The organism is Dyella sp., assembly GCF_035486915.1.
Lineage (GTDB): Bacteria > Pseudomonadota > Gammaproteobacteria > Xanthomonadales > Rhodanobacteraceae > Dyella_B.
In genome coordinates this window covers 1-20,624 of record NZ_DATHMR010000166.1, presented here as the reverse complement: position 1 = coordinate 20,624, position 20,624 = coordinate 1, and the positions used below count along the sequence as shown (strand labels likewise).

Sequence of the window (20,624 nt, the reverse complement as noted above, 5' to 3'; positions counted from 1 at the left end):
CTTTCGCGCTTTGCTCAGGCCCCAGGAAGACGCTGGTAGCGGCCGCCGGGCAGGCCTTCGACGCAGCCTTCCAGCTCCAGCATGAGCAGCATGGATGACAAAGCGGCGGCTGTCTGCCCTGTTCGTGCGGCAAGCTCGTCCAGCGCCACCTGATCGTGTCCGAGCACGTCCAGCAGGCGCTGATACTCCGGATCGGCTCGCCAGCCGCCTGAGGCCGCCTGGCCGCGCTCCTTGCGCTCCGCAGGCGACTGATCCAGACGCTGGGCCAGTTCGGCACCGAGCGCCCGTGCAGCAGGAACCAGGGATTCGGCGATCTCCGGCGCGCTTTCCACCAGCCGCGCACCTTCCCGAATGAGCCGGTGGCAACCGCGAGCCAGGGGATTATGGATGGAACCGGGCACGGCGAATACCTCCCGCCCCTGCTCGCCGGCCAATCGGGCGGTGATCAGCGAGCCTGATTGCAGCCCCGCTTCGATCACCACCGTACCCAGCGACAAACCTGAAATGATGCGATTGCGCCGCGGAAAGTGGTCGGTCCGTGCCGCCGTGCCGGGTGGAAATTCGCTGACCAGTGCGCCCTGCGCCTCGATACGCGCGGACAGGTTGCGGTGCTTGCGCGGATAGACCAGATCGGGGCCCGTGCCGATCACGGCAATGGTCGGTTGTCCGGCATCCAGAGCGGCCTCGTGCGCAGCACCGTCGATGCCGTCGGCCAAGCCGCTTGTAACGACAAAGCCGGCGATCGCAAGACTTCGCGCAAACGCACCGGCATTCGCCTTGCCTGCCATGCTCGCGCTGCGCGCACCCACCATCGCAACCTGCGGCCGCAGCAAAAGGCTCGCATCGCCACTCACGAACAGGGCGGCGGGAGGTTGCGCGATGGTTTCCAGCTGCGGCGGGAAATCGGCGTCGGTAAAACGCAGCAGACGATGTCCCGGCTCGGCTAACCACGCGAGATCGGCGGCGATTCGCGCTTCGTCCGGCTGCTCCAGCCATGCCGGCGCCCGTGCATCGAGCGAGGAGGCATGACGTCGCAACTGCGCAAGCGCTTCACCGATGTCGCCCTGCGTTGCGGCAAGTCGCTCGCGAAGGCCGACCGATCCTAATCCTGGCGTGCGCAAGGCGATCAACCAGTCGCGCAACAAAGCATGTTCGTTCATCCCGCGAGTCTACGCGAGGCCCTGAAACAACAACGGCGCGGGATAACCGCGCCGTGCTGTGGGTGAACTACGCCGGGATTTATTCCGGCATCTTCAATCGTCCACCGATCTTCGCGGGCTTGAGGCCATCCATCACCAAGCCATAGCTCACGCGATCGAAGGTGCGGAAGATCATCACGTGTCCGACAAATTCATCGGGCAGTGTCACGAACTTGTGGTTGTAGCGGCTGAAGCTGTCGTGCGCCACGTCATCGGGCACTTCTTCGCCCGGCTGCCACAGCGAGAAGGTCATGCCGTTGTCGACACCATCCTTCGAACCCACCGACAACACGACGACGTTGTCCGGACCGACCTGGCTGAGTCGTTCCAGCGAGAAGGCGATCACACGTCCATCGGCCGGCAGCGTCTTTGGCGGATGCGGGTAGTAGTAGGGATCGTACGGGTGGTCGTCGATAGGCATCAGACGATCGCCGGCACGAATTTCAAGAGTCGAGCTCAGCAGGAGGAGCGTTGCGGGGTCGCCGCCGCGCAACACTTCGGCGGTCCCGATCACCGTGACTTCCATGGCCAGCGTCTTGCCGCGGAAAGTATGGTTGGGGGTGTCGCGGCCCAGATCCGTCGGCCACTCCTCGGTCCACGGCGTATGCGTCGTGGCAACGTCGCTGTCCACGAGGTTGGCTGACATTTCGTCGCTTTCATGATCTTCCGAACCGCCGTGGGTGCGGAAGACATGGGTTGCACGCACGACGGCCCAGCGTTGACCCGGTTGCGCCTGGATGTTGCGCACGTAAAGGTTGCGGCCGGAGGTGCCGGTGATGTCGCCTTCTTCGAAGCCCATCACGTACGGGGCGTTCTTCACCTCATCCGGATCGACGACGCGCGAATCCTTGAGGTAAGGCAGCAGCTGATCGACCGGAATGGCAGGGATCGCATCGCCTTCGCGATGAATCGACGGCTCAAGACGCAGCCCCGGACCACCGTTGATGAAAGACAGATCGAGCACGTCACCCGGATAAATGAGGTGAGGGTTGTGAACCTGCGGATTGGCCTGCCAGATCTCTGGCCACAGCCAGGGCTTGGACAGGAAGCGGCCGGAAATGCCCCACAGGGTGTCCCCGCGGCGCACCGTATAGCTGTCAGGATGGTCGGCGCGCAGTTGAGTACCTGCAGCGTAGACGGCCACAGTGACCAGCATGCCGGCCAGCAGCCCAATGGACTTTCTAATCATAACCGGGATTCCCCCTCCCCCAACGCTTGGGCGAGTGTAACCGAACCGTTAACCCAAGCAACACGTGCCAGTTGGCAAATTCGTCTGCCGACAATACGTTGAAACACGTACAATAACCATATTCTAGGGGGCGCAAGGGCAGGCTTTTACCAATTCGCCCGCAAATTCAGCGCCCGAGGCAGGCTTGTTATGTCCGTTTTGACCATTCTCGAATTTCCCGACCCCCGACTTCGCACCAAGGCCGAACCGGTCACCGTGTTCGACGCCGCATTGAAGCAGTTCGTCGATGACATGTTCGAGACGATGTACGAAGCCAATGGCGTGGGCCTGGCCGCAACGCAGGTCAACGTGCACACGCGCGTGCTGGTCGCGGACATGAGCGAGGGTCGCAACGAACCGCTCGCCTTGATCAATGCCGAGATCCTGGAGAAGGAAGGTTCGCAGGTCTATCAGGAAGGTTGTCTCTCCTTCCCCGGCATTTATGCCGATGTCACGCGCGCGCTGAAAGTCAAAGTGCGTGCGCAGGACGTCGAAGGCAAAACCTTCGAGCTGGAAGTGGAAGGCCCCCTGGCCGTGTGCATCCAGCACGAAATGGATCACCTCGCCGGCAAAGTGTTTGTCGATTACCTGTCGCCGCTGAAGCGCTCGATTCTGCTCAAGCGCATGGAAAAGCAGCGCAAGCAGGCAGCGAACGCTTGAGCTTGCGTATCGTTTTTGCAGGTACGCCGGAGTTCTCCGTTCCGTGTCTTGAAGCGTGTCGCGCAAGCGGCGCGGACGTTGTTGCTGTCTACACGCAACCGGACCGCCCAGCTGGCCGCGGACGTAAACTCACACCAAGTCCTGTCAAACAGGCTGCAATCGCTGCCAATATCCCCGTCGAGCAGCCTGAAACGCTGAAGACCGTCCAAGCGCGCGAAACGCTCACCGCGTATCGCCCCGATTTGATGGTGGTGGTCGCCTACGGATTGATCCTTTCGCGCAAGGTGTTGGCAATCCCCCGACTGGGTTGCTGGAACGTGCACGCCAGTTTGCTGCCGCGCTGGCGCGGCGCCGCGCCGATTCAGCGCGCGATTCTCGCGGGCGACAACGAAAGCGGCGTCGATCTCATGCAGATGGAAGCCGGTCTGGACACCGGCCCCGTATTGTTGGAACGACGCACACACATAACGCGCGAGGACACAGGCGGCTCGTTGCACGATCGCCTTTCCTTGCTCGGCGCCGACGTGCTTGCGGAAGGTTTGCGCCGCGTCATCGCTGGCGAATCGCTGCAAGCGCATCCGCAATCGGACGATGGCGTGATGTATGCGCACAAGCTGGACAAGGCCGAAGCGCGGCTCGATTTCACGCGCACAGCCATGGTGCTGGAACGTCAGGTGCGCGCCTTCGATCCATGGCCCGTTGCGGAAGGCGAGATCGCCGGGGAAAACGTGCGCATCTGGGCAGCACGCGCCATCGAGCAGACGCATCGCCATACGCCGGGTACTGTCATCGCCGCACATCGCGACGGTATCGATATCGCCTGTGGTGAACACGCGTTGCGCGTAACGGCGCTGCAGCGCGCGGGCGGTAAGCGCATCACGACGGCCGACTATCTCAACGCACGCCCCGAACTGCGCACCGCACGATGAATGACACGCGCGCCCTCGCTGCGCAGGCGTTGGCCGATGTCGCCTTGCGCGGGGCCTCGTTGCGCGATGCGATGGAGCAACGTGCGCCCAAGTTGCACGATCCGCGCGACCGCGCACTGTTGATGGCACTACTGAGTGACGGCGCGCGCTGGTGGCTGCGTTTCGATGCAGCACTCGATCACTTGCTCGACAAATCGCTGCGTCGCAAGGAACCCGAGGTTCACGCGTTACTGGTGCTTGGTCTGGTGCAGCTGGAAATCCTCCAATTGCAGGATTACGCCGCTGTTGCTGCCACGGTGGAAGCCACGCGCGCACTCAATCGGCCGCGCTTGTCGGGCTTGGTGAATGCCGTACTTCGCCGCTGGCAACGCGAACGCGAAACCTTGCTCACGCAACTCGATGCCCAGCCGCAAACGCGCTACGCGATGCCGCCATGGCTGGTCGAGACGATAAGCGCCGACTGGCCGACACGCGCCGACGATATTTTTGCCGACAGCAATCGCGAACCGCCATTGATGTTGCGCGTGAATGGTCGCCGCATCGCACGCGATGTGCTCCTGGAAAAATTTCGCGCAGACGGTTACGACATTCAGGCGCATCCGTGGTTGCGCGATGGCCTGGTGCTACCCCACAGCACCGATGTCACACGCATGCCGGGCTTTTCGGACGGACTCTTCGCCGTACAGGATGGCGCCGCGCAAGCCGCGGCCGATCTTGCCGATGTACGCAATGGCCAACGCGTTCTCGATGCCTGCGCGGCACCGGGTGGCAAGGCGTGCCATTTGCTCGAGCGCGCGGACATCGCATTGACCGCGCTCGAATTCGACGCCGGGCGTGCCAAACGCATCCGCCAGAATCTGGATCGCCTTGGTCTGCAGGCTGCTATCCAAATCGGCGATGCGGGCAACCCTCAAAGCTGGTGGGACGGCAAACTTTTCGATCGGATTCTTATCGATGCGCCATGTTCCGCCACAGGTGTCATGCGTCGGCGCCCGGATGTCCGCCTGCATCGCCGAGCGAGCGATATTGCTACGCTGGTCGCACAACAGCAACGCATTCTCACTGCGCTGTGGCCCTTACTCGCACCGGGCGGCCGACTCGTCTACATAACGTGTTCGCTGCTGCGCGCGGAGAATGAAGCGGTTGTCGAACATTTTCTCGCTGGCCGTAACGATGTGGACGTTTTGCCGTTGACGCTACCGGCTGGACAAGCTGCAGCGACCGGCTGGCAGATCCTGCCCGGCGATGGCGATCTCGATGGCATGTACTATGCCGTGCTTGAGCATCGCTAGCGTTGCTCCCTCTCCCTCCGGGAGAGGGTCGGGGTGAGGATTCGATCTTGCGATGACTCTCCACCGTCCTTAACCAGCTTTTTTAAAAAACCGTCGCGAAGTAATGGGATTTATGGCTAGCACGGCCCCGCAACCCACCCCTCTCTCCACAGGAGAAAGGGCGTCAACCTCGGAACGCCGCCAGTTCTGGCTGATGCTGCTGTTTGCGATCGTGATGATCGGCATCGGCATCGGCCTGCGCGATCCCTGGCCGTCGGACGAGCCGCGTTTCACCCTCGCCGCCAAGCAGATGGTGGAAAGCGGCGACTGGCTATTCCTGCATCGCGGAGCGGAGTTCTACGCCGACAAGCCCCCGATGCTGATGTGGCTGGAAGCGGCAAGCTTCGAACTTGTGCGCAACTGGCGCATTGCGTTTCTGCTGCCATCGTTGCTATCGGCGCTTGGCACGCTGTTGTTGGTCTACGACCTGGGACGACGGTTGTGGAACCGCAAAACAGGCATGTACGCGGCAATGTTGTTGCTGATGTGCATCCAGTTCGTGTTCCAGAGCAAGCGCGCGCAGATCGATCCGCTGGTGGTGTTCTTCATCACGGCTGCCAACTGGGGCCTGCTTCGGCATCTGCTTTGCGGGCCAAATTGGAAACTGTTCTGGTTCGGCTGTTTCTGCGCAGGACTTGGCGTTATCACCAAAGGCGTGGGCTTTCTCGCATTGTTCATGCTGCTGCCTTACATGTGGGCGGCACTTCGCGGATGGAGCGGTATTGCAACGATGGGCGCGGGCACCTGGTGGCGCTGGCCGCTGGGACTTGTTGCCACGTTGATCGCGATCGCCTTATGGCTGGTGCCGATGTTGCTGGCCGCTCATGCGCACGCCGACAACCCGATCTATGCTGCGTACGTCAACAACATCCTTTTCCATCAGACGGCAGGGCGTTACGCGCACGCGTGGCATCACATCCAGTCGCCTATTTATTATCTGCCGATCATGGTCTACGCGTGGCTACCGCTGTCGCTGACGTATCCGGGCAGCTTTCCGCGCTGGTGGCGCGCATTGAAGGCGAAGGACGCACGCATTTTCCTGCCGCTGGGCTGGATGCTGCTGGTGCTCGTTTTCTTCAGCGCCTCGGCCGGCAAGCGCGATGTTTACATCCTTCCGATCGTACCGATGCTTGCGCTGATCACTGCGCCTTATCTCGACGACATGCTCAACGCGCGCTGGCTGCGCGCACTGTGCGCGCTGTTTGTCGCGGCGATGGGGGTTGCATTGCTCGCGCTTGGCATCTATGCGCTGATGACGCATCCGGCCTTTGCGACAAAGCTTGCTTACGATCGCGGTTTCGACGGCCCCCAAGACAGCCTCTGGTGGATGTGCATTGCCATCGGGGCGGCACAATGGATCTTGCTTGCACTGTTCCGCTTGCGTCGCGCGCATTGGGCGGTGGCCGGCGGCATGCTCGCCTTGTGGGTGGTATGGGGCCTGTGGGCCTATCCCTTGCTCAATGACAGCAGTTCATCGGCAGGCTTGATGGCCAACGTGCGCGCACACCTTGGCGATCGCGACGAAATCGGGCTGGTGGACTGGAAAGAGCAAAACATGCTGATGCTCCATCGACCGGCCGTCGATTTCGGTTTCAGCGCACCGACATCGCAGCAGTTTACGCAGGCAACGCAGTGGCAGGCCGCGGCACCTGCGACGCGCTGGCTGTTCGTGCAGGAACCTGCGATGGGTCATTGCGTCGACCGCAGCAAGGCCATCGATGTGGGGCATGCCAACCGGCGCAGCTGGTGGCTCTTCAAGGCCGATGCGGTGATACCGGGTTGCGTACCGGCAGCAAATGCCGACGATGATGAGACCGGCGAATGATTCACTCACACGACGCAAACGGCAGACCATGAGCAACATCAACCTCATCGCACGCGACAATGGTGCCGGCCTCAGCCGCGACATGCACCTGCTCGCCAAGTTGCTGCGTGAGGGCGGTCACGACGTGACGATTACCGGACTGGGTCACCGCAGCCGTCTCAGCAATCGCCTGCGTCGTCTTTACGCACGGCTCCGCCGGCTGGTTCGTGGCTGGTTCGCTGGAACGTTCAATGCGCGTTACGACATCAACATCATGCTCGAACATGTGCGGCCGGAGTCGTTCGATCAGGCGCACGTCAACATTCTGATTCCCAATCCGGAATGGTTTCGCGAAGAGTGGCTGCGCGAGTTGACGCACATCGATCTGATCTTTGCGAAAACCCGTCACGCGGAGCGCATCTTCAGTTCGCTGGGATGCCGCACCGTGTTTATCGGTTTTACAGGCAGCGACTATCTGGACCCGGATGTCGCGCGACAGCCTACGTTCTTCCACGGCCCCGGCCGCAGCGGCAACAAAGGCACGATGCCATTGCTTGAGCTTTGGGCGCAGCATCCGGAATGGCCGCAACTGACGGCGGTGTGGCGGCGCAAACATATCGAGCTGCCGTCCATGCCTGCAAACGTGAATCTGATTCGCGAGTATTTGCCGGAGACGGAATTGCGCCGGCTCCACAATGCCAGCACTTTCCACCTTTGCCCCTCTCAGACTGAAGGTTTCGGTCATTCGCTGATTGAAAGCCTGAGCGCCGGCTGCGTGACCATCACCACCGATGCCGAGCCCATGAATGAATTGGTCACGCCCGCGCGCGGTGTCGTCGTGCGTGCGCATGAAGCAGGTACGCAGGAGCTGGCGACACTCTACGACTTCAACCTCGACGCGATGCGCGGCGCGATCGAGCGCTGCATAAGCATGTCGCAGGAGGAGCAGGCATCGCTTGGGCACGCGGCACGCGAATGGTACGAAGCCAACGATCGAGCATTCCACCAACACTTTCTTGAAGCGGTCGCAGCCGCTGCAGCATCCGCGTCCACGAAGCACGGCGCTGCATGACAATCGCGCGTGCTCCGCTTCGTATCAATCTGGTCGTCCGCGATAACGGACTTGGATTGACGCGCGATGCGCAATTGCTGGCCGACGCACTGAAAGCAAACGGTTGCGACGTGCATGTCACCTCGCTTGGCGAAAAAGACGAACAGCTGCGCTGGCGTTACGGTCGCGGAAGGCGCGTCTTTTTCAGTCATTGGCGGCATGCGTGGGCGCGGATACGCGGACGGACGCCGTACGACGTCAACATCATGTTCGAGCATTTGTGGCCACTGCATCTGTCGTTGGCGCGCTACAACATCGCGCTGCCGAACCCGGAATGGTTCGATTCCAAGGATGCCCGTCATTTGCGGCGCATGGATCATGTCTGGGCAAAGACGCGTTATGCGCAAAAGCTCTTTCAAGCACTCGGATGCAAAACGTCGTTTGTCGGTTTCGACAGCGACGATCACTACGATCCACATGTGCCACGTACACGCCGGTTCTTTCATCTGGCGGGCGGCAGCCGCATCAAGGGCACCGAGCGATTGCTGGCGTTATGGCGCAAACATCCGGAGTGGCCCCAGCTGACGGTTCTGCAAAATCCCGCGTGCGCGAACCCCGGCTCGGCGCAAGCCAATATTCGCCATTGCGTGGAATACATTGCGCCCGAAGCGTTGCGCGAGTTTCAGAATGCGCACGCCTTCCACGTATGCCCTTCGGAAGCGGAAGGATGGGGTCATTACATTGTCGAGGGTATGGGCGTAGGCGCCGTCGTCATCACCACTGATGCCGCGCCCATGAACGAGCTTGTTTCGCCGGAGCGCGGGTTGCTTGTTGCTGCTCATGAAGCCGGCACGATGGGTCATACCGTCACCTGGCATTTTGATGAAGCGGCGATGGAACAGGCGATAACCGAAGCGATGCAGATGAGCGACGATGAGCTACGCGACAAAGGTCACCGAGCACGCGAATGGTTTGCGCAAAACCACGTTGAATTTGCTCGACGCGTAGGTACCGCTTTGGCTGAAATCTTGCCGAGCCGCAGCAAAGTTTCATAACGTCATTCCGGCGCAGGCCGCAATGACGTCGAGGCTTTTTGGCGCCGGCAGATAATGTGGAGTTTCCTGTTTTTCCTGGGATCAGCAGGCAAAACCCGAACCCTCAGGATCAGACTGACTTAAGCCACGCCGACTTAAATCAAGACGCAATGACCGGATCAGACAAGTGCTTGTCGATACCCAGTTCGCAGCGCGTGATTTTCTCTTCAATCGTTGCGTGATAAATCCGATTGTTGGGCAAGCTCAAATCGTTGACATCCACTTGCGCACGCGTCTTGTGCTCCAGATGCGCTGCCAACGCGCACCATTTCAATTGACGGCGACGCAGTCCGGCATTTTCCATCCGCGCAGCCAGTTCACGATCTTCGGCGCCATACCCTTCCATGCGCTCATCGAAGCCGTTAACCCGCAACAGATCGCTGCGCCAGAAGCTCATGTTGCAGCTCATGACACGGCCGCCGTTTTTGCCCTTTGCTTTCCATCGTGCGAGAGCTGGCGCGCGGAAGGAATAGAGTCGGCGAATACCGTCGAAAACATGAAAATCCACATCGGCCCACGGTGCGAACACGGGTCGTCCTCCCGCAAGCAGCCGCGCCGTTTCACGGGGCGTCGTCTTGAAGCGGCCACCCTGCAGAAAATAGCCATGCTCGGCGAGCATCAGATGATCGGCAATGAAGGACGGGTGCAGGATCATGTCGCCATCGATCAGCACGACGTAATCGCCCCTGCTCGCGGCGATACCCAGATTACGGCACCGCGCCGCGCGAAAACCGAGGTCTTCCTGCCATATATGGCGAACGGGCACTGGGAACACCGCCGCCATCGATTTGACTAGCTGCTTTGTGTCGTCGGTGGAACCGTCATCGGCCACGATCACTTCGTCCGGCAATCGCGTTTGCCGGGCGACACTGTTCAACACCTGCTCCAGCGCAGCCGGCCAGTTGTAGGTGATGACGATCAACGTCACCTTTTGCGGTTTCGCCGCAACGGTCATGCACGAATCTCCGTGCCGCGGCGACGCTGGGTGTCACGAACACGCCATGCCAGACCCATGCTCATCGCCAACGGCAACCAGCCAAGAAACCATTCCACACTGGGTTTTTGCATTAACTCCGGCGCATCGAACTGAAATGCGACCGTCGCAAATACCCACAGCGCCAACAGGCAGCGGCCGGTGGAGATATGCCGAAACAGCCATGCGCGCCAGCCCACGATCACCCAGAGCGCCACAAACACCAAAGCGCCGGGTATGCCCACCATTATCGCGGTGTGCGTGAAAACATTGTGGCTGTGCGTCCAGACCTGATCGGCCACTTGAATCGTGTAGTGGCTGCCTTCGCCAAGTCCACGCCATGGATGCTGCTCAATCCAGTCCCAGGCTTGCTTGAAGATTTGCGGACGGTACGACATGCCGCGTTCCTTCACGTACTGCCAGCCGCCAAACGCCACGGCGATGACTGACAACGCAAGGATGACAAGCGCGCGCAACTTGACGTGCCCATGCCGCGCCGTGAGCAGCATGCAACCCTGCGCAACGAGAATGGCCAGCCATGCCGATCGGCAGTCGGTCATGATTACGAAGATGACCATCGCCACCAGCGCAAGGGTTTGCAGCACGTGCATCCACCGGGTGCGCACGGCGATCTGCGTCAGCCACATGATGGCCGCGCCATAGGCAAAGGCTGCGAGATTGGGATTGTCCAGCGCACCGAACGCGACGACACGCCCTTCGGTTTGCCAGCTGAGGGTATGCAGCACGCGCGACGGAAAAATCGTAACCGAGCCCAGTGCCACGACCGCCAAACCCATCGCCGCCCAGAACAGCAGCCGCCGGAACCAGAGTGGATTGCCCGCAACGACGGCGGCGCAAACGATGACGAACAGCACGATGTAGACAGCATCGAAAACCATGTCGCCGACATGACCATAGTTGGCCCAGATGGATGAGAGGCTGGCCCATGCGAGGAATACCAGCAGCAATCGTCCATCGATATCGTTGAGCAGACGCCGGCCGAACTCACCGCGCCGTTTCCATACCCACCACAGCGCAGGCGCCATGAACAGCACGATCAGGCTGTCGTGATAGGGCTTCCCCGGATTCCAGACTTTGTCGCCAACCGGGCTCGCGGCCAGGCCTACCAGCAACCACCACATGCCCAGCAGCAGCCAGCCGTAGATCCATCTGGGCAGATCGGCCTGCAGACGAAAGCGCTGTCCGGGGGTGACGGAAATGTTGGCCTTTGTAGTTGGCATGCTGGAACAGACTTCCTGATATCAACGGCACCACGTCATCGCGCCTTGTGTACGGCAAGACAAGGCGACCCCGTTTCGTGCGGCATCCATTGGCCCAGCCCGAAATTTTCCGCGCAATCTTGCCTAAGCACACCTGAAACGCAATGAACTGGCGGTTGGTGTACCTGCGCGGTCATTCCACTGCCCACTTTACCGCGAGCGCCGTGCAAGAGGTTGCGATCCACGGCGTCAAACAGCCGTTCCGCTAGAATGCCGCCATGGCTCCTACCCTCCCGCTCACCCTTGTCGTGATCACGCGCAATGAGGCGCAAAAAATCGCGCGCTGCCTCGACAGCGTGCCGTTTGCGGCTGAAAAGCTGGTGGTCGACAGTGGCAGCACGGACGACACGATCGCCATCGCCAAGGCGCACGGCGCGCGCGTAGTGCATCAGGACTGGCTTGGCTTCGGCCCGCAGCGTAACTTCGCTGCAACGCATTGCAGCCACCCATGGATTCTTGCCCTGGATGCGGACGAGTTCCTCACCGCCGAATTGAACGATGAACTGCAGCAGCGGCTTCCCGCGCTGATGGCAAGCGACGCTGCCGCAGCGATCCTGCGCCGGCATCTCATCTACATGGGTAAACCCATGCGCTGGTATCGCCCGGCTGTCGGCGAAAAGATGGCGCGTTTCTATCACCGTGACCGTGCGCGCTGGAGCGATGTGCGTGTGCACGAGTCGCTGCAGTTTCAGGGCTCGTCAGTGACATTCAACGCACCTTTCCTGCACGACAACAATCCCAGCCTCGTCGAAAAGCAGCTCAAGGTCTTGCTGTATTCGGAACTCAAATGCCGCGACTGGCTGGAGAAGAAGAAGTCCGCGCGCATGTGGCAGACGCCGTTCGTCTTCATGCTGGCGTTTATCAAAGACTATCTGTTGCGGCTTGGCTTTCTCGACGGCTGGCGCGGTTACGCCATCTCGCAGACAGCCGCGAACTACGCGGTCTATAAACGCATGCGTTACTACGAAATGCTGCAGAATCCCGCTTCCCGCGACACCGCCGCCGATGCTTTAACCCGCAGCGGACTCGATCACTGATGCCCACGCCCGCTCTTAAAAAGCCTGCTCTTAAGAAGCCTGCTCTTAACAAGCACTACCTGCTTTATGGCTCCGAACGCTATGCGCTCGCCATCCTGCGTCCGATCCAGGAAGCGATCCGCGCACGCGGCGACGAAACCGCGTGGTTCTTCGACGGCCCCGGCGCGGAAGATCTGGTCGAGGGCGAACGTTTGCTGACGGTGGCCGAAGTGCGCCGCTGGAATCCGATCGCGGTCATCACCTCAAGCAATCACCTGCCACACTTTTTCCCCGGCGTGAAAGTGGAGACGTTCCACGGTTTCAATGCAGGGAAACCCCGGCATATCTATATCCGCGGTTTCTTCGATCTGTATTGCACGACCGGTCCACGCGATACCGAACAGTTCAGCGCGCTGGCAAAGAAGCTTGGTCATTTCTGCGTGATCGAAACCGGCTGGCCCAAGCTCGATCCTTTTCTGAAAGAAATCGCCGGCCCGCTTCCGCCTGTGCGCAAACCGCCGGTGATTCTCTACCACTCCACGTTCTCGCCCTCATGGAGTGCTGCCGAAACGCTGTACGAGGAAGTGAAGCGCCTGTCGCGCGATGGTCGTTGGCACTGGATCGTTTCCTTTCATCCGAAGATGAGTCCGGAGACGCGAGCGAAGTTCAAGGCGCTGCAGAACGCGTACCTGTCGTTCGCCGAGAACGACAACATCCTCGAGCTGTTCCCGCAGGTGGACATGATGTGCTCGGACACATCGTCCGCGTTGAGCGAATTCTTGCTCACTGGCAAACCGGTGGTGACCTACAAGAATCGCGCGCCCGGTCCGCAGCTGATCGACATCGACGACCCGTCGCAGTTCGAACCGGCGATCGAACGCGCCTTGTCGCGGCCGCCGGAGCTGATGCAGGCGATCAAAGCCTTTGGCGACGCTATCCATCCGTATCACGATGGCCACTCCAGCGAGCGCGTGCTGGATGCGATCGACGCATTCATCGCGTCCGGTGGCCGCAATCGCAAATCCAAGCCTTTGAATTTGTGGCGCAAGCTCAAATTGCGGCGCCGCATCGGATATTGGGGACCGGCTTAGACAGCCTGTTTACCTTCATGGCTGGCTAGTTCATAGCTGGCTAGAATCACGACCACCACAGATGGATGGCCTGACAACTCGTGTCGACCAATAAGATTCGCCTTTCCAAAGACCTGCGCGGACTGTGGCCATGGCTGCCGCTATGGACGGTCGTCGTTTTGCTGGCGATCTTTTCGCACGGTCCGATGCCGCTCTACTCCACCCGCACGCTCGCCGTGGCCTGGGAGATGTGGCAAGGGCATCACTGGCTGGTGCCTTACATCAACGGCGAGCCTTATAGCGAAAAAGTGCCCCTGCTGTTCTGGCTGATTCACGCGGGCTGGTTCGTGTTCGGCGTCGGCGATGTGTGGCCACGCATCCTGGAAGTGATTTTCGGTGTGACGCAGCTGGTGCTGCTGTGGGTGCTTGCAAGGCGCCTGTTCCCGGGCCGTCCATGGGCCGCCGGCGTCGCGCCGTGGATGGCGATGGCGCTGGCGTATGCGTTCTTTTTCGGCTTGCAGATCATGTACGAGGTGTTGCTCGTCGACTGCGTGCTGGGTGCGTTGCTGTGCCTGACGCCGAAAACCGGTCGCGCCGAACCGCGCTGGTTGCTGTTCGGATTGCTGATCGGCGCCGGTCTGCTGACGAAAGGCCCGGTGATGCTGCTGCACATCGTCTTCCCGTGGCTGTTGGGCCCGTTGTGGAACGAATGGGCGCGCGACAACCGCGGCCGTTGGTACACGCGTGGCGCTTTGTCGATTCTTCTGGGGCTGGCCATGCTGCTGGCTTGGGCGATTCCGGCAGGTTTCAGCGGTGGCGATGCGTATCGTCATCGCCTGTTCTTCACGCAAACAGCGGGGCGCGTGGTGAATGGCGTGCAGACCGATCAAAAGCTGCAGAGCCATCCGCGCTGGTTCGGCTGGTATTTCATTTCGCTGCCGCTGTTGCTCTTCCCCTTCAGCGCGTGGCCGCGTGCATGGGTTGCACTGGCGACGCTGCGCAAGCCGCTGGATACGGGTGTGCGTTTTGCGCTGTGCTGGTTGGTGCCGACGTTTATCGTGTTTTCGATCGTCAGCGGCAAGCAGTGGTACTACCTGCTGCCGGAGATGAGCGGCGCGATGTTGCTGCTGGCAGGCGCCATGGCGGTGCTGCGCGAACGCAACAATGCGTTCGCCGAAAATTATTGGCTAGGCACGTGGCTCATTGGTGTGGGTAGCATCGCGTTCGCGGGCTTTCTGTTTGCGATGCCGTATCTGGTCGCGGATCGTCATCTTCACGGCTTGTGGTTCGATGGCGTCGCGGCCTATAGCCGCACCTTCAGCATTGCATTCCTTTTGTTGGGTTGCCTGCTGCTGCTTCCTGTACGCGGCGAGACGCGCCGACTGTCCGCCGCGGGTTTGTTCGGCGTGCTGGCGCTCAATACGCTGTTCACGCTCACGGTGTGGCATCGCTACGACTTGAGTCCGACCTCAGCGCTGCTTGCAAATGCAGAGTCGGACCGTCATCCGATCGCCATCGAAGGCAATTACGAGGGCGAATTTCATTTCGCAGGACGACTGACCCAACCCATCACAGAACTTCGCGACGGTCACGCGCTGCAGGCATTCGCCGAAGCGCATCCGGACGGCTTGGTCGTGACGCATCCTGAAAAGGTGGAAACATCGGCGCAACGTTATGCGTTGCTGATCCAGCCGTTCCGTTCGACGTGGGTCGTGGTGTGGTCCGCGCCGACGCTGGCGAACTTGCGCACCGGCCGCACGCCCACCGAACCACCGCAACCGCCGCAGGTTTTCCCCACCGCGACCGACACGCAGTACGGCGCTCACCCATGAACGACGCACGGATCGCCGGCCTGCGCGCGCAATGCGGCGGACCTCGCGACGGTGCGTTGCTGCGGTTTTCGTTGGGAAATGCGTTGTTGGAGCAAGGCGATCATGCCGCGGCGGTGGAGGAACTTCGTCGTGCGGTGCAATTTGATCCGAACTATTCCGCGGCGTGGAAATTGTTGGGAAAAGCGTGTCTTGCTGGAAACGATGTAATAGGCGCTGCCGAGGCTTGGCGGCAGGGTATCGCCGTCGCGCAAGAACGTGGCGATAAGCAGGCAGAGAAAGAGATGACGGTGTTTTTGCGCAGGGTTGAGCCGAAAGCTGCAGGTTGACGTGAGGCCTGCCCGTTATTTGCTGACTTAGCGATTCACACACATTTCCCCGGCTACGCAAAAAAACTTCCCCTCACCGTCATTCCGGCGCAGGCCGGAATGACGGTGAGGGTGACGGCGCGTTTAGGTGCGATGGCGCCACTCGATTCGAAAATGCGCGTTCCCCGCAAGAACGTGGCGCCTCAATAAGGACTCGGCCGGTTATCCGCCGAATAACGCTTGTAATGCCACTGATACTGCGCAAAAGCGATATTCACACAGTTCTCCACACCACGATTGAGCGCTACGCATGCACGCGGCAGTTCCGCATCGGCCAACCCTTCCGGCGCCGGCAGAAAGTGAATGCGATACCCCGCGCCGCGCGGCAACCGCTCGGCAAAAGAAAACAACACCGTCGCACCGGTGCGCGCCGCCAAACGCGGCAGCAATACCATCGTCATCGCTTCACGCCCGAAGAACGGCGCGAACTCGCCCTCGCCTTCGCGCGGCTTCTGATCCGGCAGAATGCCCACCGTGCCGCCGGCCGCCAGCCGCTTGTACAGCGTGCGCACACCCGCACCTTCGGCGCGCACCTGCTCGGGCGCCAGCTTGCCGCGCACTTTTCGCAACAACGCTTCCACCGCCGCAATACGTGGCGGGCGATAAAGAATCGCCATCGGCGTCTTGCGGCACAGCCAATAGTTGAGCAGCTCCCAGCAACCCAAATGCGGCGCCGCGATGATGACGCCCTTGCCCGACGCCAGCGCCGCATCGAACAACGCTTCGCCACGTACCTCGCGTATCAAACCCAGCGCGCGCTCGGCGCCAGCGCCCCAGATCTTCACGATCTCGGTAATCGACTTGCCGCCTTCGGCCATCGTCTCGCGGAGCAACGCTGCGCGCGCCGGTTCGTCGAGTTCGGGGCGCGTAATCTCAAGATTGACCTTGGTATAGCGCGCCATGCGTCCACCACGCCGCAGCGCAAGCAATCCAAACCCTGCGCCGACGGCTTGCAGCACCCGCAATGGCAACAGGCCAAACAGGCGCAGCAGCAGATAGACGACGTAGATATCAAGACGCATGGACGATGGCGCGGCCGGTTGAGGAACGACGCGTAAGGGTAAAGGGGCGGACCCGGACTGGCGAGCACATCCTGCGCAACGAACAACCCACGCCGCACTCAAGCGATGCCCGCTTCGGCCGTTGTTAAAGGCAAGACTTCATCGCCAGCCTCTTTACCCGTCGCCCGTTCCCTTGCACAGTTGCCTCAGCCCCACCACGCGAACCTTGCATGATCGCCCTGATCCAGCGCGTTCTCTCCGCGCGCGTCGATGTCGAGAACCAGACCGTGGGCGCCATCGGCCCGGGCTTGCTGGCCTTGGTTGCTGTGCAGCCCGACGACGGGGAGACACAAACCAAACGGATGCTGGAACGGCTGCTCGGCTACCGCATCTTCGCCGACGATGCTGGAAAGATGAACCGTTCCCTCACGGATACCGGCGGCGGTTTGCTGCTGGTCAGCCAATTCACCCTGGCCGCGGACACACGTTCAGGCATGCGCCCCAGCTTCACCAGCGCAGCCTCACCAGAACACGGACTGCGATGGTTCGAACGCCTGGTCGACCTCGCAAAAAAATCGCATCCGACAGTGGAAATCGGACGCTTTGGTGCCCATATGGAAGTACATCTGGTCAACGATGGCCCCGTAACGTTCTGGCTCGACGTGCGTTAAGTCGGCAGCCTGCGAATGAATCGCTCGAACTCGTCAGAAAATACGCCGAAACCCACGTTTTGGCGCGATTTTTGCGTGTTCGTCCCCTCGAATTTTTCACTTGAAAACTGGTCAAAAAAGCAGCATCTAGCTATACTGGTCAGTTCCACTCCCGCGGCGGTTGGTATGAATAGCAAAGCCCACGAGCAACAGTCGGAAATTAAACAGCTCATCTCCAAAGGTTTGGAGCAGGGCTATCTGACGTACGCCGAAATCAACGATCACCTCCCCGACGACATCGTCGATCCGGAGCAGATCGAAGACATTATGGCGGTGCTCAAGGGTGTCGGCATTGACGTGCACGACGCTGCCCCCGATGCCGACCCGCTGGCCGACAACGCCCCCGGCACCACCACCGACGACGAAACCGCCGCCGAAGAAGCCGTCGCCCTGCTCTCCGCCGTCGACGCCGAAGTGGGCCGCACCACCGACCCCGTGCGCATGTACATGCGCGAAATGGGTACGGTCGAGCTGCTCACCCGCGAAGGCGAAATCGCCATCGCCAAGCGCATCGAAGAAGGCCTCACCCAGGTTCAGACCGCACTGGCCAGCTTCCCGCTGACCATCGAACTGCTGCTGGAAGAGTACGACCAGCATCTGGACGGCAAGCGCCGCCTCAGCGAAATCCTGGCCGGCTTCGCCGACCTGGAGCAGGCCGCCGATGCCGCGCTGGCCGAAGCCGAAGTACTGGCCGCCGACAGCGAAGCCGACGAAGAAGACGAGGAAGACGTCGAAGCCTCCGGTGACGACGAAGAAGCCGGCCCCACCGGTCCCGATCCGGAAGAAGTAAAGCGCCGCATGGAACTGCTGCGCGACTACTACGGCAAATTTCAGAAGGCCGCCCCCAAGGCGACCGACATCAACGACAAGAAAGTCACCAAGCTGCGCGACCAGATGGCTGAGGAATTCCTCAAGCTCAAGCTGCCGTCCGCACTGATCGACAGCTTCGTGCGCAAGCTGCGCGAAGTCGTGGGCGACATCCGTCATCACGAGCGCGTGCTGATGGAAATCTTCGTCAAGCACGTGAAGATGCCCAAGGCCGAATTCCTCAAAGCCTTCCCCAGCAACGAGGGCAACCTCGAGTGGGCCGAAGAGCTGGGCCGCAAGCGCCAGAAGTGGTCGCCGAACATCAAGACCCATCGCGAACACATCGACGCCGAGCAGGAAAAACTCGCCTCGATCGAAAAGAAACTGTTCCTGCCGCTGACCGACATCAAGGAAATCAACCGCAGCATGTCGGTCGGTGAGGCGAAAGCACGCCGCGCCAAGAAAGAAATGGTAGAGGCCAACCTACGTCTGGTGATCTCCATCGCCAAGAAGTACACCAACCGCGGCCTGCAATTCCTCGACCTGATCCAGGAAGGCAACATCGGCTTGATGAAAGCCGTGGACAAGTTCGAATACCGTCGCGGCTATAAGTTCTCCACGTACGCCACGTGGTGGATTCGTCAGGCCATCACGCGCTCGATCGCCGACCAGGCACGCACCATCCGTATTCCGGTGCACATGATCGAAACGATCAACAAGCTCAACCGCATCTCCCGTCAGATGCTGCAGCAGTTTGGTCGCGAGCCGACGCCGGAAGAACTGTCCAAAGAAATGGACATGCCCGAAGACAAGATCCGCAAAGTGCTGAAGATCGCTAAAGAGCCGATCTCGATGGAAACACCGATCGGCGACGACGAAGATTCGCACTTGGGCGATTTCATCGAAGACACCAACGCCAGCTCGCCGATCGACTCGGCGACGGAAACGGGTCTGGTCGAAACCGTGCGCGACGTCCTCGCCGGCCTCACGCCGCGCGAAGCGAAAGTGCTGCGCATGCGCTTCGGCATCGACATGAACACCGATCACACGCTGGAAGAAGTCGGCAAACAGTTCGACGTCACGCGCGAACGCATCCGCCAGATCGAAGCCAAGGCATTGCGTAAACTGCGCCACCCAAGCCGCTCCGAACAACTGCGCTCGTTCCTCGATATCGACTGATCCAACGCACAACGAACCAACAAAAAGCCCCGCCAACGCGGGGCTTTTTCTTTACCCCTCCCCTGCGAAGCAGGGGAGGGCTGGGGAGGGGTAGCACGAGCTTGCCGCAACCTTGATGGGCTCCACCCCAACCCTCCCCCTACTACACGTAGAAGAGGGAGCCGATTGTCGCGAGCACGGAAGTCACTCAACGCACAAAAACCTCTCGCCGCACTCAATGCACATCGTAAAAAAACTGCTCCCGATCCACCTTCCCATCTTTCACGTGATAAACGCAGATCTCACTCATCACCCTGCGCCCAGCACCCTTCATCGTCACATCCAGCGTCATCTCGCAACTAAACCAGTTACCCGCCACCACCGGATCGCTAACTTTATTGCTGTGAAGCGCCTCAATCGCCCCTTCGAACTGACGCGTTTTCTCATGGATCGCCTCAAGTCCCTTCACGTTAGGCGCCATGCCAGGCGGCAAACCCTCCGGCTCGACGCTCACCGCATCCTTCGCAAACAACTCGCGCTGCGCCTGCTCGTACTTACCCTCACGACACAGCTCAACCAAACGCTTGGCAATTGCTTCAGTGCTCATGGGAATACTCCACACGGGGGAATAGCGAGCCTAGTCCCAGTCCCATGACGAAAGAATGTGCCGCCATACCCAGCCAACCACCCTCGACGCTGGACACCCTGCGCCGTTACCATTGACCACTTACCCGCCGGCCACGCACTCGCGTAGCCACTATGGGCCTATAGCTCAACGGTTAGAGCAGGGGACTCATAATCCCTTGGTTCCAGGTTCGAATCCTGGTGGGCCCACCAAATAGACGTCTATTTGCAACGTGTGTGGCTTAAAGCATAACCTGGCGGAAATCGCCAAGTTATGATGGACGGTAAAGCATAAGCCGTCAGGCCCACTGATACATTTCAACGACTTGTGCGGGGCGAATTGTTTTTGTTCGTTAAAGCATAGTTTTGCCGTGTTGGCAAAACTATGCTTTAACTAAACGATAGTTTTTCCCTATTCGTTCACTTCGTGGCTCCCAGGACACTAGACTGATAACTCTCCTGTGTGGCTGGTATAGACCGTTATGCCATTCC

At 60.4% G+C, this 20,624-nt stretch carries 18 protein-coding genes and 1 tRNA gene; 13 read left to right on the top strand and 6 right to left on the bottom strand.

Features of this window, described 5'->3' with window-relative positions; all coding sequences use genetic code 11:
* Nucleotides 1-14 precede the first annotated feature (14 nt).
* A complete protein-coding gene (gene dprA / locus VK725_RS13365; protein ID WP_325318550.1) occupies nt 15-1,160 on the bottom strand; it encodes a DNA-processing protein DprA in 1,146 nt (381 codons plus the stop codon).
* Between the two features lie 79 nt (nt 1,161-1,239).
* Nucleotides 1,240-2,388 (bottom strand): LysM domain-containing protein, encoded by a 1,149-nt coding sequence (locus VK725_RS13360; RefSeq protein WP_325318549.1) that lies wholly within the window; start codon nt 2,386-2,388, stop codon nt 1,240-1,242.
* A gap of 189 nt (nt 2,389-2,577) precedes the next feature.
* Between VK725_RS13360 and def the strand changes: the two genes are divergently transcribed.
* From def to VK725_RS13330, 6 genes are all read left to right on the top strand, one after another.
* Nucleotides 2,578-3,087 carry a peptide deformylase gene (gene def, locus VK725_RS13355; protein ID WP_325318548.1) on the top strand — a complete coding sequence of 170 codons (510 nt, stop codon included), beginning with the start codon at nt 2,578-2,580 and terminating at the stop codon, nt 3,085-3,087.
* A gap of 2 nt (nt 3,088-3,089) precedes the next feature.
* Entirely contained in the window at nt 3,090-4,016 is a 927-nt protein-coding gene (gene fmt / locus VK725_RS13350) for a methionyl-tRNA formyltransferase (RefSeq protein ID WP_325318558.1), read from the top strand.
* Nucleotides 4,013-5,308, top strand: a complete 1,296-nt coding sequence (gene rsmB / locus VK725_RS13345) for a 16S rRNA (cytosine(967)-C(5))-methyltransferase RsmB (RefSeq protein ID WP_325318547.1) — start codon at nt 4,013-4,015, stop codon at nt 5,306-5,308. Before fmt ends, rsmB begins: the two co-directional genes overlap by 4 nt.
* A gap of 112 nt (nt 5,309-5,420) precedes the next feature.
* Nucleotides 5,421-7,172: a glycosyltransferase family 39 protein gene (locus tag VK725_RS13340; RefSeq protein WP_325318546.1), complete on the top strand. Its 1,752-nt coding sequence runs from the start codon at nt 5,421-5,423 to the stop codon at nt 7,170-7,172.
* Between the two features lie 28 nt (nt 7,173-7,200).
* On the top strand, nt 7,201-8,223 hold the full coding sequence (locus tag VK725_RS13335; RefSeq protein ID WP_325318545.1) for a glycosyltransferase: 1,023 nt from the start codon (nt 7,201-7,203) through the stop codon (nt 8,221-8,223).
* Nucleotides 8,220-9,257 (top strand): glycosyltransferase, encoded by a 1,038-nt coding sequence (locus VK725_RS13330; protein ID WP_325318544.1) that lies wholly within the window; start codon nt 8,220-8,222, stop codon nt 9,255-9,257. The genes VK725_RS13335 and VK725_RS13330 overlap by 4 nt, the downstream gene beginning before the upstream one ends.
* Before the next feature lie 139 nt (nt 9,258-9,396).
* Here VK725_RS13330 and VK725_RS13325 read toward each other — a convergent pair whose 3' ends face one another.
* Nucleotides 9,397-10,251, bottom strand: coding sequence for a glycosyltransferase family 2 protein (locus tag VK725_RS13325; RefSeq protein WP_325318543.1), 855 nt, complete (start codon nt 10,249-10,251; stop codon nt 9,397-9,399).
* A complete protein-coding gene (locus VK725_RS13320; RefSeq protein WP_325318542.1) occupies nt 10,248-11,510 on the bottom strand; it encodes an O-antigen ligase family protein in 1,263 nt (420 codons plus the stop codon). Before VK725_RS13320 ends, VK725_RS13325 begins: the two co-directional genes overlap by 4 nt.
* Before the next feature lie 257 nt (nt 11,511-11,767).
* On the opposite strand from VK725_RS13320, the gene VK725_RS13315 reads away from it, so the two are divergent.
* The 4 genes from VK725_RS13315 to VK725_RS13300 all read left to right on the top strand — a co-directional run bounded on the left by VK725_RS13315 (nt 11,768) and on the right by VK725_RS13300 (nt 15,793).
* Nucleotides 11,768-12,586 carry a glycosyltransferase family 2 protein gene (locus tag VK725_RS13315; protein WP_325318541.1) on the top strand — a complete coding sequence of 273 codons (819 nt, stop codon included), beginning with the start codon at nt 11,768-11,770 and terminating at the stop codon, nt 12,584-12,586.
* Nucleotides 12,586-13,656: a CDP-glycerol glycerophosphotransferase family protein gene (locus VK725_RS13310; RefSeq protein ID WP_325318540.1), complete on the top strand. Its 1,071-nt coding sequence runs from the start codon at nt 12,586-12,588 to the stop codon at nt 13,654-13,656. Before VK725_RS13315 ends, VK725_RS13310 begins: the two co-directional genes overlap by 1 nt.
* Before the next feature lie 80 nt (nt 13,657-13,736).
* Complete coding sequence (locus VK725_RS13305; RefSeq protein WP_325318539.1) at nt 13,737-15,467, top strand: ArnT family glycosyltransferase; 1,731 nt, start codon at nt 13,737-13,739, stop codon at nt 15,465-15,467.
* Nucleotides 15,464-15,793 (top strand): tetratricopeptide repeat protein, encoded by a 330-nt coding sequence (locus tag VK725_RS13300; protein WP_325318538.1) that lies wholly within the window; start codon nt 15,464-15,466, stop codon nt 15,791-15,793. The genes VK725_RS13305 and VK725_RS13300 overlap by 4 nt, the downstream gene beginning before the upstream one ends.
* A 182-nt stretch (nt 15,794-15,975) precedes the next feature.
* Here VK725_RS13300 and VK725_RS13295 read toward each other — a convergent pair whose 3' ends face one another.
* The gene (locus VK725_RS13295) at nt 15,976-16,854 is read right to left on the bottom strand and encodes a lipid A biosynthesis acyltransferase (protein ID WP_325318537.1); all 879 of its coding nucleotides are present in this window, start codon (nt 16,852-16,854) and stop codon (nt 15,976-15,978) included.
* A gap of 209 nt (nt 16,855-17,063) precedes the next feature.
* Here VK725_RS13295 and dtd point away from each other — a divergent pair, with 209 nt between their 5' ends.
* Entirely contained in the window at nt 17,064-17,504 is a 441-nt protein-coding gene (gene dtd / locus VK725_RS13290; protein WP_325318536.1) for a D-aminoacyl-tRNA deacylase, read from the top strand.
* Nucleotides 17,505-17,669: 165 nt separating this feature from the next.
* Nucleotides 17,670-19,529 (top strand): RNA polymerase sigma factor RpoD, encoded by a 1,860-nt coding sequence (rpoD, locus tag VK725_RS13285; protein WP_325318535.1) that lies wholly within the window; start codon nt 17,670-17,672, stop codon nt 19,527-19,529.
* A gap of 214 nt (nt 19,530-19,743) precedes the next feature.
* Here the strand turns inward: rpoD and VK725_RS13280 are convergent, their stop codons facing one another.
* A complete protein-coding gene (locus VK725_RS13280; RefSeq protein ID WP_325318534.1) occupies nt 19,744-20,115 on the bottom strand; it encodes a nuclear transport factor 2 family protein in 372 nt (123 codons plus the stop codon).
* A gap of 154 nt (nt 20,116-20,269) precedes the next feature.
* On the opposite strand from VK725_RS13280, the gene VK725_RS13275 reads away from it, so the two are divergent.
* Nucleotides 20,270-20,345 (top strand) — tRNA-Ile (locus VK725_RS13275).
* The last annotated feature ends 279 nt before the right edge of the window (nt 20,346-20,624 follow it).